The 11,156-nt window shown below is 61.1% G+C and carries 8 protein-coding genes; 5 read left to right on the forward strand and 3 right to left on the reverse strand.

Translation table 11 applies throughout. The features are described from left to right. Positions 1-167 precede the first annotated feature (167 nt). Positions 168-1,142 carry an IS110 family transposase gene (locus VKS22_13920; protein HLW71706.1) on the forward strand — a complete coding sequence of 325 codons (975 nt, stop codon included), beginning with the start codon at positions 168-170 and terminating at the stop codon, positions 1,140-1,142. 85 nt (positions 1,143-1,227) lie between these two features. Here VKS22_13920 and VKS22_13925 read toward each other — a convergent pair whose 3' ends face one another. After that, on the reverse strand, positions 1,228-1,905 hold the full coding sequence (locus VKS22_13925; GenBank protein HLW71707.1) for a cupin domain-containing protein: 678 nt from the start codon (positions 1,903-1,905) through the stop codon (positions 1,228-1,230). Between the two features lie 923 nt (positions 1,906-2,828). On the opposite strand from VKS22_13925, the gene VKS22_13930 reads away from it, so the two are divergent. Then, positions 2,829-3,587, forward strand: a complete 759-nt coding sequence (locus VKS22_13930) for a hypothetical protein (GenBank protein HLW71708.1) — start codon at positions 2,829-2,831, stop codon at positions 3,585-3,587. Between the two features lie 133 nt (positions 3,588-3,720). Next, complete coding sequence (locus tag VKS22_13935; protein ID HLW71709.1) at positions 3,721-4,401, forward strand: TIGR04283 family arsenosugar biosynthesis glycosyltransferase; 681 nt, start codon at positions 3,721-3,723, stop codon at positions 4,399-4,401. A 25-nt stretch (positions 4,402-4,426) separates the two neighbouring features. Here the strand turns inward: VKS22_13935 and VKS22_13940 are convergent, their stop codons facing one another. Both VKS22_13940 and uvrC read right to left on the reverse strand, forming a co-directional pair. Beyond that, positions 4,427-6,922 carry a DNA internalization-related competence protein ComEC/Rec2 gene (locus VKS22_13940; protein HLW71710.1) on the reverse strand — a complete coding sequence of 832 codons (2,496 nt, stop codon included), beginning with the start codon at positions 6,920-6,922 and terminating at the stop codon, positions 4,427-4,429. 205 nt (positions 6,923-7,127) lie between these two features. Beyond that, on the reverse strand, positions 7,128-9,365 hold the full coding sequence (uvrC, locus tag VKS22_13945) for an excinuclease ABC subunit UvrC (GenBank protein ID HLW71711.1): 2,238 nt from the start codon (positions 9,363-9,365) through the stop codon (positions 7,128-7,130). A 113-nt stretch (positions 9,366-9,478) separates the two neighbouring features. On the opposite strand from uvrC, the gene VKS22_13950 reads away from it, so the two are divergent. Beyond that, positions 9,479-10,336: an SDR family oxidoreductase gene (locus VKS22_13950; protein ID HLW71712.1), complete on the forward strand. Its 858-nt coding sequence runs from the start codon at positions 9,479-9,481 to the stop codon at positions 10,334-10,336. Positions 10,337-10,348: 12 nt separating this feature from the next. Further along, the coding region (locus tag VKS22_13955; protein HLW71713.1) for an SDR family oxidoreductase at positions 10,349-11,156 on the forward strand (808 nt) is incomplete at its 3' end.

The following is an 11,156-nucleotide window of genomic DNA, read 5'->3' on the forward strand; positions in this document are numbered from 1 at the left end:
CGCCGCCTCGTCGGCTGGCACGACCTGACCACAATCAGCGAACAACCGGAGGCAGCGTAATAGCAAGTTGATACTTCAACCGCTCAACTCGTCGCCTGGCCGATGCTTACTGCTTTTCCACCACTTGACCGACACTACCGCTGCGGCCGGGCGATGAAAGCTTCGATGTGACCAATAATCAACGCGGTATTGGGGCCCTTGTTAAGCGTCTGAAGAAGCTGCGTGTAAGCCGCATCGTGTTGGAAGCCAGCGGTAGCTACGAGATCGCGGCGGCCAGTGAGTTGGCGGCAGGCGGGTTGCCGGTCGCAGTGGTCAATCCGCGCCAGGTACGGGACTTTGCGCGCGCCACGGGCCGACTGGCGAAAACCGATGCGATCGACGCTCGAGTATTGGCGCATTTTGCCGAAATCATTCAGCCGCAAACTCGACCGCTCCCGGATGCGCAAACCCGCGAACTGATGGCGCTGGTTGCGCGGCGCCGACAGGTGGTCGAAATGCTAACTGCCGAGAGTAATCGGCACGGACGTGCGGTTGGCTGTGTCAATCGCGCTATTGCCGCTCACCTCCGTTGGCTTCGCAAGCAACTGGCCGATCTCGATGTTGCTCTGGAGAAGGCAATTCGGAACTCGCCGTTGTGGTCCGAAAAAGCTCAACTGCTTCGAGGCGTGCCCGCGGTCGGAAGCGTGACCGTGCTCACCCTGTTGGCTCATCGACCTGAGCCCGGCACACTCAGCCGGCGAAAGATCGCGGCTTTGGTTGGAGTGGCTCCATTCAATCACGACAGCGGGAAGCTCAAGGGCACACGCGCGATTTGGGGCGGTCGCGCCCAGGTCCGCGCGGTGCTCTACATGTGCACGTTAGGCGCGACTCGCCGCAATCCGCTGTTGCGAGCCTTTTATGCGCGATTGATTGCGGCGGGCAAGAAACCCAAGGTCGCTCTCACCGCATGCATGCGCAAATTCCTCGTCATGCTCAATGCTGTGCTCCGACAACGAACGCCGTGGAACCCTGAACTTGCGGCCCTCTCCTCCCCTTTTCCGCCCAACGCGGCGGCGCGTCATGACTGCCGGATCCATCGGCACAGCTTGACATCGGAGACAGTCACTGCCCATCTTGCGCCGTGTTCGAACTCCACCGCGTAATCCAATCGCCGCCTGGTCCCGCTGACTCGGTTGGTCCAAGAACACCATGGCGACTTAGCTGGACGCATCGGGTTCGAGCCAAATGCTACTTGAGGACCTCCAAATCGCCGGTGACGAAAGCCAGCGCAGTGTGGCCGTTTTTGCTCACCACCGTATGCGTGCATCCGTCTGCATTGTAGCTCAGGTTTCCGGTCCGCAGCTCGCCCGATTCGTCGAAGTTCGAGCCTTCGATCATGAAGAGCAGCTCGTCACCGATATGCCTGTGCCGTGGCAGCTTCCCGCCCGGCTCCCAGCGGGCATAGATGGCGCGCCGCTTCGTGGCTGGATCACTCCAAAAATGCTTCGCGCGTATGCCGGGCATAAAGTCGGTCCATTGGATGTCGCTCAGCACGATAGTCTGCGAGGAAGGTGCAGCGCCGATCTCTTTGGCGGGTTCCACGTTACCGCTGATAATAGCGTACACGGTCGCGCCATTTCTGCTCGTGACGCTGTGGATACATCCGTTGGGGCGATAGCCGACGCTGCCCGCCGCGACGGCGCCAGATTCATCGCTGATCGATCCTTCAATCACGTAGAGTAGCTCGTCGCCGACATGGCGATGCATCGGCAGCGATGCGCCCGGCTCGAACCTCGTGAGCTGCGCCCGGCGCTTGGTCGCGGTATCGGTCCAGAGCATCTTCGCCTTGATGTTGGGCATCATGGTTTCCCATGCGATCTCGGCGACTTCGATAATCTGCGATCGAGTCGATGCCTCGGCTGCCATGGTTCCTATCCTCTGATGCAAGCTGCGAGCGTGATGCGTTGTTACGCTGCATCGAGGTGCGCTGTCAAACCTCGATGAACAGCCGAAACTTGTTGGACGGCGCGGCTAGACTCTGGCTACTGCTTTCTTCAGGTCGTTTATGAACGATGCGCCCGCTTCCCCGGATCTAGGCACACGCGTTGTTAACCTCCCGATCCACACATCGGCCTTCAGTGCGATTGTGTCTGAACGTGAGCATTTACCAACGCTCTCGACGACCTCGTGCCTTCCGTTGGCGCCCGGCGCTGACTTCAACTCGCCCAAATCAGTTCCCAGCTCACATTGTTTCCGCGCGCTGCGGGGGGTGCGGTCATGACTGCCGGATCCATCGGCACAGCTTGACATCGGAGACAGTCGCTATCCACTCCATGCGGTGGGATTCAGTCCTTTTTCGATATGGTATCAGAGATACTACCAACCGGGGTTGTCCTGATGGCGCCAGTCGCCCCGGCATCCTACGGCGCAACCCTTATCTACAATCCCGTCGCTAATCAGTGGATGCCTGCAGGAGAGCTCCAGCATGGGTGCAACATGTGGGAGGCAACTTGGGTGAAGCTGGCTGATGGCAGCATTCTTGCGCTTGATAGCCAGGCTACTACGACTGAGCGCTATGTCGGCTCTTCTTGGGTGTCGGACTCAAACGTACCTGTTATGCTGTACAGTGGTACGTATCCTAACGGGAATGAAGAAGGGCCGTCATTATTACTTCCAATGGCAACGCCATCTTCATTGGAGCGACGGATTTTACTGCAATCTATAAGCCAGGACCCGGAGGTACCGCTCCGGGTTCATGGGCTGCGGGACCATCGTTGATATTGCCTACATCCGGACCGGGCAGTACTCCGGTTCCGTTGGGGGCACCCGATGCTCCAGGTGCGAACTTGATGAACGGGAAGATTTTGCTGACGCTTTCTGCAGAACCGACGAGCACGAACCCGAAATCGAACCCGCACTTCTTCTACGAGTACGATTCTGTGAGCAATAGCTTCAACCAGATCCACGCTCCCAACGGAACTTGGAGCGACTGCGGCACAACCGACGGTAGCTACATGCTCGACTTGCCAGATGGGGCCATTCTCTATAGCCCTAGCTGCACCAGCGAACCTGCGCTTTATGTTTATCAGCCGGACGGCGCGCCTCTACAGCAAGCCCAGCCGCAGATCAGCGCGATCAATATAAATTCAGATGGTTCGTACCACTTAGTGGGAACCCAGTTGAACGGGATATGGGAAGGTGCGTCCTTTGGCGATGATGCTCAAATGGCTACGGACTATCCACTCGTGCGATTCATCAGCAGCACAGGAATTGTCCAATATGCAAGGAGTTATAATTGGAGCACCACAAGCATAGCGCCGGGGGCACCTGGCACCACCGAGTTCGTGCTACTCAAAGGTATTGAGCCTGGCACCTACTCGGTCCAATTAGTTGCCAATGGCGTTGCCTCATCGTCGTTTTGCTTTACCGTAGGAAAGTGCCCACTGAACGAGGTATGGGACCAGGTTCTCACCATTTGTGTACCAGCCCCGAAGTGCCCGGCGGGTTGCAGGTACGGCTGCATTTACACCCCCCAGCGGAGGGCAGCCGCCCACTCTGGTATGCAGACCTCAGCCACCTTTACTGCCAAACTGATAAACGAGGTTTAAGAAAGCATAACTGTTTTTACGCAAAGAGTTGTTTTGGCCCTTCTTGTTTTCTTTCCGATCACAATTTTGGGATCGGGTATGGGGTTTTCGCCAGCCTGGCTTTTCTTGCTGTCCCCCAACCCGCGTCCCTGACGTGAAGCTCGCGGTGATAGTGCCGATGCTCAACGAGGAGCGCGCGATCGCTACGACCTTGCGTGCGCTGCGCATCGGCGCGCCAGTCGCCGAAATAATTGTCGCCGACGGCGGTAGTAACGACGACAGCGTCGCGATCGCGCGGACGCTCGCCGATACGGTCATCACCGCGCCGCGCGGGCGGGCGCGGCAGATGAACGCCGGCGCCGCCGCCGCGCGCGGCGATGTGCTTGCGTTCGTGCATGCGGATACGCTCGTGCCTACGGATTTCGCCGGCCAGATCGCTGCGGCGCTCGATGATCCAGCGATCGTGGGCGGGCGTTTCGACGTTCGGCTGAACGCGGCATCTCCCTCGTATCGGTTGCTGAGCACATTGATCAATTGGCGCTCGCGGGTGATGCGCAGTGCGACCGGCGACCAGGCGATTTTCGTCCGGCGCGAAGTCTTCGAGCGGCTCGGCGGCTATCCCGATATCAAAATCTGCGAGGACGTGGCCTTGGTCCGACGCCTGCGCCGCGCCGGACGCCTGGCCTGCCTACGCGCGCGCGTGACTACGTCAGCCCGGCGCTGGCAGTCGCGCGGATTAATTCGCACCGTCTTGACGATGTGGACCATCAAATCGCTGTTCCTGCTCGGCGTCTCGCCCGCCTGGCTCAAGCGGCATTACTTTGATGCTCGTTGATGGCAGGCAGAACGCAGGGGAGTTGCTAGTGATGAGTCGCGGGCAGCGGCACGATGCCGCCACGCAAACTCGACACGTGAAGCGCAGCCGCGCTGGCGTCCACACTAATCGCGCCATCCTCGTCGGTGCGCAGCACCGTGATGTCCGCCGCGCGATAACGGTCCAGCACCTCACTCGCAGGAAAATGAAAGCGGTTGTGAGCAGCGAGTGAAATCACCGCCAGTTCGGGATAGACCGCAGCGAGCCACGCGGCGCTCGACGAGGTGCGGCTGCCATGATGCGGCACTTTCAAAATTGTCGCGCGCAGATCGGCGCCGGAAGCGATCAACTGATGCTCGCCCTTGCTTTCGAGGTCGCCGGGGAAAAGCACCACCGTCGGGCCATATTTCAGTTGCAACACCATAGATGAATCATTGCGTTTCAACTCCGCGTGGTTGGCCAGCGGTCCGAGACAGCGGACGTCGGCACCGCCGATTATCAGGGGCGTCGACGCCGAGTTGCAGACACGGTTAAGCGCACCCGCCGCCCTCATTACGTTGAGCAACTCAGTGTCGTCGAGGCTGTCCGTGACGCTGGTCCAGAATTCAGCAGGTGAAAAATTGTGCGCGATGAATAGCAGGCCGCCGAAGTGATCCCGATCAGGATGACTCAGCGTCACATAATCGACGTGCATGATCTTCTGCGACCAGAGAAACGGCGCGACGATGCGCTCCCCGGGATCGAAGCTGCTGCGAACCGCACCGCCGCCGTCGATCAGCATCACGCGTGAACCCGGAAAGCGCACGACCGCAGCGTCTCCCTCCCCGACCGAGAGAAAAGTTATGCGCAGGTCGCGATTGAAGAAGCGCTGATCGATCCACCAACCCGCATCGACTATCAAGGCGAAGGTGAAAATTAGGGCGATCGCGATTCGCCATCGCGGCGGGTCCTGAACTTTCGCGGCGACGGCGATGTTAGACTGGCGCAATTGCCGAAGCACTTCCGCGCCTTTGAGCGGTGCGGTCAGCCACAGCAGGATGAACGCGTACGTGATAATCACTTCGAGGGAAGTCGGGGTGAAGATCCGCGCCCAGCCCAGCGGCCATGCCTCGAACCAGCCGGCCAGCAAGGTGCCGGCTTCGGCGAGTCTTCCCGCCATCCAGAGCAACTCGCGGGCAACCGGCATCGAGATGAAACTCATGGCCGCGGCGAGCAGTCCAAAGACCACGCCGCCGAAACCCATAATCGGCACAACGACGGCGTTGGCGATCAGTCCGATCAGCGAAAATTGATTGAAGTAAAATGCGGTCAACGGCGCCGTGCCGATCAGCGCCCAGAACGACACCGCTATATAGCCTGTGACGACTTCGCCGACGAGGTTGAGCCGTGAGCGGTCGCGTCGCGGCGCGAGCGGATTCATATAGCGCCAGCGCCACCAAGCCGTGAACCGCCGCATTCCCAGCAGGATGACGAAAACCGACGCGAAAGAAAGCTGGAAGCCGATATCTGCGGTCGAGGCGGGCAGGGCCAGTAGGATGATCAACGCCGCCAGCGCGAGACTCGAAACCAACTCGCGCGAGCGGTCGAGCATGATCGCAAACGCATAGCTCAACACCATCACCAGCGCACGCATTGTCGAGACGTGGTGGCCCGCGATTGAGGCGTATACGCAAACAGCGATCGCGGCCGCGGCGGCGGCGATCTTGTTGGCGTAGCCCCGCGCCATCAAAGCCGGGGAAAATCCCATCAGAAGCCGGGTGAGAAAAAATGTGGCGGTCGCGACAAACCCCAGATGGAGGCCGGAGATCACGAGCAGATGAGCCATGCCGGTGAGCGCGAAACGCTGGCGCAGATCGTCGCGGATACCGCTGCGGTCACCGATGACCAGGGCGCGCATCTCGGCGTTCTCCGGGTACTCAAGGTTAGCGTCGATAAACCCGCCGATATGCTCGCGGATCGCTTCGAGCGTAGTGGCGATCGGAAAACTGCGATGACCGATAACCTGGATCGGCTCGGGATCGTTGCGGCGTGGTTCGGCGTACATCGTGGCGCCAATCCCCTGGCGCAGCAGCCATCCGCGATAATCGAACTCGCCCGGATTTCCGTCGTTACGCGGAAACCGGATTCGCGATGTCACGCGCAGTTCGTCACCGACATGAAATATTTCGTCGTCCGGCGCCGTAATCCGGACCCTCCCTGACGTGGGTGCGAATGCAGATGGGTCAGCCGCGGCGCGCTCGACTTGAAGGTCGAGATACTGCAGGTGGCGCTCGCCCGCGACGCGCTCCGGCGTGCGGCTCAGGTAACCCGCTACCGTAACCCGGGAATCGTCCGTGAACCGCTTGAGCGTCGCAGGACCAGCAAGCGGCGCGAGAACAGGCCGTACGGCCATCGTGGCGGACGCGGCAAGCGCGACGAGAGCGAGTACAAGCCCGGCCGCGCGCCGCTTTCCTACGAACGCGAGGGCCGCGAGTATCGCGACTGTCACGGCAGACCATAAGGGAAAGAAAATGCGAGAATTCCCCGCGCCGTCGCCCAGCACGATCGCGACTGTAACGAGATAAAGGGGCGGTGTCCCGGTGATCGCCGGCGAAACTCTTTCAGCGAGTTGGACCAATCGCGAAAGCGCCAACGCGCTTGGCGGCGGCGCCGCTACGGCAAGAGAAGTCTGTGACTGCGCAGCGACGATCGGCCCGAATCCCCCTTTCGAGTCGCGATGCCGTCCTTAGCGGATCGGCAGAACCTGACTAAACCACGAGAGCTGGTTCGCGCGGGATTAGTTCGAGCTGGCCGTTGCCGGCGTCGAGGTATTCCTGCGCGATCCGATCCTCCTCACGTTCCACGGTCTCCTCCTGATCGAGCAGCACCTTCATGGTTTCAAGATGCCGGCGAATCTCCGCGGCCAACTCGTGGTTGACGCCCTTGACCAGCGCGAGTTGTTCGATCGACGCCTCGCGAATCCGCCGCAGACTACCGAAGTGGCGCAACAGCGAGCGCCGGCGCACCGGGCCGATCCCTTCGATGTCGTCGAGCACCGAACGCAGCCGCGCCCGCCGGCGCAGTTCACGATTGTAGGTAATCGCGAAGCGATGAGCTTCGTCGCGGATGCGCACGAGCAAAAAGAGCGCAGTCGAGTTCTTCGGCAGAACGATCGGATCTTTGCGATTCGGGATAAATACCCGCTCGTCGGATTTCTGCACCGCACGTTCGCGCCGATCATTCAAAACATGCTGCTTGGCCAACGAGATGACGTCGAATTGATCGCTGAGGTTGTGCTCCTTGAGCACTTCGAGCGCAACGTTGAGTTGTCCTTTGCCGCCGTCGATCACCCATAAATCGGGAAACTCATGCTCCTCGACGGCGCGCCGCAGCCGGCGTCCGAGGACTTCGTAGAGGCTGGCAAAATCGTCCTGTCCCACGACCGTGCGAATCCGGTAGCGCCGGTAGAGTTCCTTGCGCGGCTCGCCTTCGTCGAAGGTGGCCTGCGACCCGACCACCATCGAGCCCTGCAAATTTGAAATGTCGTAACACTCGATGCGTTTCGGGGTGCTGCGCAGATGCAGCTTCGTGCGCAGTTCGTCGAGCATCTTCTCGCGCGTGTTCTCGTTGTCGCGGCGCGAGGCGAAGCTCTGACGCGCGTTCTGGGTCGCCATCTCGAGCAGCCGCACCTTGTCGCCGCGTTGCGGCACGAAAACTTCGACTTTTCGTCCGCGCCGCTCAGTGAGCAGCTCGGCGCGCACGGCGGCATCGTCGAGCTCGACCGGCAGGATCACTTCATCGGGTAACATGCGCGCGCCGGCATAGAACTGGGTCAGCAAATCGGCCAGGACTTCCTCTTCAGGAAATTCCAGGTCCTGAAAACTCCAACTGCGGGTGCTGGTGAGCTTGCCGTTGCGCACCATCAGCACGATCGCTTCGATGAAGCCGCCCTGCCGATAGAGCCCGAAGACGTCCTGATCACCGCCCCAATGATGGAGCACGGTCTGGCGCTCGACGGTCTTTTCGATTGCGCGCACGCGATCACGCAGGCGCGCCGCTTCCTCGAATTCGAGCAGGTCGGCGTGGAGGCGCATCCGCTCGCGCATCTCTTTGAGCAATTCGAGATTCTTGCCCTCGAGCAGCATCTCGGCGGCATGGAGATGTCGTCCATACTCCTCACGGTCTACCGGCAGGCAGCAGGGACCCAGGCAGCGCTTGATCTGATACTCGATACAGGGTCGCGCGCGGTTACGGAACACGCTGTCAGAGCAGGTGCGCAGCGGAAAGACCTTGCGAATGACGTCGATGGTCTCGCGTAGCCCGTCGGCCGATCCGAACGGTCCGAGATAGCGGCCGCCATCTTTCACGATACGGCGTGTGACGGAAATCCGCGGCCACGCGTGATTCGTGACCTTCGCGCTGAGATAAGACTTGTCGTCCTTGAGCCGGATATTGTAGCGCGGCTTGTACTGCTTGATCAGATTGTTTTCGAGGATCAGCGCTTCTTTTTCACTGCGCGCCACCAGCGTGTCGAAGTCGTGTACGCGCCGCATCAGGAAGCGGACTTGAAAACGTCCGTCGCCGCCATCGCGAAAGTAGGACCGGACGCGCGAGCGCAGGGACTTGGCCTTGCCGACGTAGAGTACCTTGCCGTTACGATCCTTGAGCAGATAAACGCCCGGGTCGGTCGAGACGGTATCGAGCTTGTCGCCAAACTCGTCGTGATCTTTGTGATCGTCCGCTTCGGCCTCGAGCGTATGAGCGGGCGGCGGCGAAGCCGCCGCCCGCTCATACGCGATCAGCGAGTCGTAGCGCGGGCCGAGGTGCTCCGGGGCGGGGACCAGTGGGGACGCCGCGCCGCTTAGCGGCGCGGCGTCCCCACTGGTGGTGGTCTCAGTCAGGGCGGAGGCGGCATCCGCCGCCTCCGCCACTCCGCCGCGCAGCGCCGTCAGCGAGCGGAGCGTCGCGGCTGCCTGCCGACGGCCTTGTGATCCACCCCTCGCCATCGCAATAAGTATATCACCTCGTTTTAGGACAGATGTTAGGTCTCTGGAAGCTAAGAAGCGTCGCTGCTATTGAATCTTCACAATCAGGGGCTGCGGTTCAGGAGAATAACGCGATGGGCAGACTCGATAACAAAGTGGCGATTATTACCGGCGCCGCCAGCGGTATTGGCCAAGGCACCGCATTGCGTTTTGCCGGAGAGGGAGCCGCGGTGGTCGTTGCGGACCTCAATCAGACCGGCGGCGAGGCGACGGTACGCGGATGTCGCGAGAACGGCGGACGGGCGGTCTTCCAGAAGGCCGACGTTTCCGCCGAGGCGGAGGTCGAGGCGCTGATTGCTCGTGCGGTCAAGGAATTCGGCCGCCTCGACGTCATCTTCAACAATGCCGGATTCGTCGGCGCCCTGGGACCCCTCGAGGGGATCACGGCCGAAAGCTGGGATCGCACCCACGCAGTTTTGCTGCGCGGGGTTTTCTTCGGAATCAAGCACGCCATCCCAGCGATGCGCAAAGCGGGCGGCGGCTCGATCATCTCGACGGCCTCGATCGCCGGAATGCGCGGTGGCTTTGGCCCGACAATCTACAGCGCCGCCAAAGCCGGCGTGATCAGCCTCACTCAATGCGCCGCCGTCGAGTTGGCGCGCGATAAAATTCGCGTCAACTGTATCTGTCCGGGCGGCATCCACACCGCGATCGCCGGCGAGCGCACTGAGCGCGGCGAAGCCGCGTTGGCGCGAACTCAGCCGATCACGCGCGCAGGCCAGCCCGATGACATTGCGAACATGGCGCTGTTCCTCGCCAGCGACGAGTCGGAATGGATCACTGGGACCTCGATGCTCGTGGATGGCGGCTTTATGGCGCGCGCGCATAACTTCGGTGCGCTCTCGCCTGATGACTGGACCGCGAACACCGACTTTATGGGCCCATCATTTGAGATTGCGCCGGGCAAGGCTGGACTTTCTCGAAAGACTTGAGGAGCAATTTCGATGGGCAGACTCGAGAATAAGGTCGCCGTGATTACGGGCGCGGCGAGCGGGATGGGCCGCGCGACCGCGATCCGTTTTGCCGGTGAAGGCGCGGCCATCGTGATCGCGGACCTCAATGAGGAGGGTGGAGAAGCCGCAGTACGTCAATGTCGCGAAAATGGCGGTCGCGCGGTTTTTCAAAAGACCGACGTCTCCAACGAGGCCGCCATCCAGGCTGCGATCGCGCGTGCACTGAGCGAATTCGGCCGGCTCGATATTACCTTCAACAACGCCGGTCTCGGCGGCGCGCTGGGACGCTTGGAAGATACCACCGTCGAGAATTGGGATCGGACTTTTGCGGTCCTGCTGCGCAGCGTCTTCCTTGGGATCAAGCACTCGATCCCGGCGATGCGCCAGGCGGGCGGCGGCTCAATTATCTCGACCGCCTCTATCGCCGGAATTCTCGGTCAGGCCGGACCGCTGGTTTACAGCGTGGCCAAAGCCGGGGTGATCCATCTGACCAAGTGCGCGGCGGTCGAGCTGGGCAAGGATCGTATCCGCGTCAACTGCATCTGTCCGGGCGGGATCAACACCCCTTTGCTCCAGAAGCATATCCCTGGCGGCGAGCCGGTGGCTCGCCAAATTCTCGAAGTCATGCAACCGCTGGCTCGTGCCGGCGCGGGCAACGATATCGCTGGGATGGCCCTGTATCTCGCCAGCGACGACGCCGAATGGGTGACGGGAACCGCGATGGTGGTCGACGGCGGCTTCGTCGCGCGCGGCAACGCGCTTGCGAACCTCTCGTTCGACGTGCCTGCGATGTGGTCCG

The sequence above is a fragment of the Candidatus Binataceae bacterium genome (genome assembly GCA_035308025.1).
Taxonomy (GTDB): domain Bacteria; phylum Desulfobacterota; class Binatia; order Binatales; family Binataceae; genus JAJPHI01.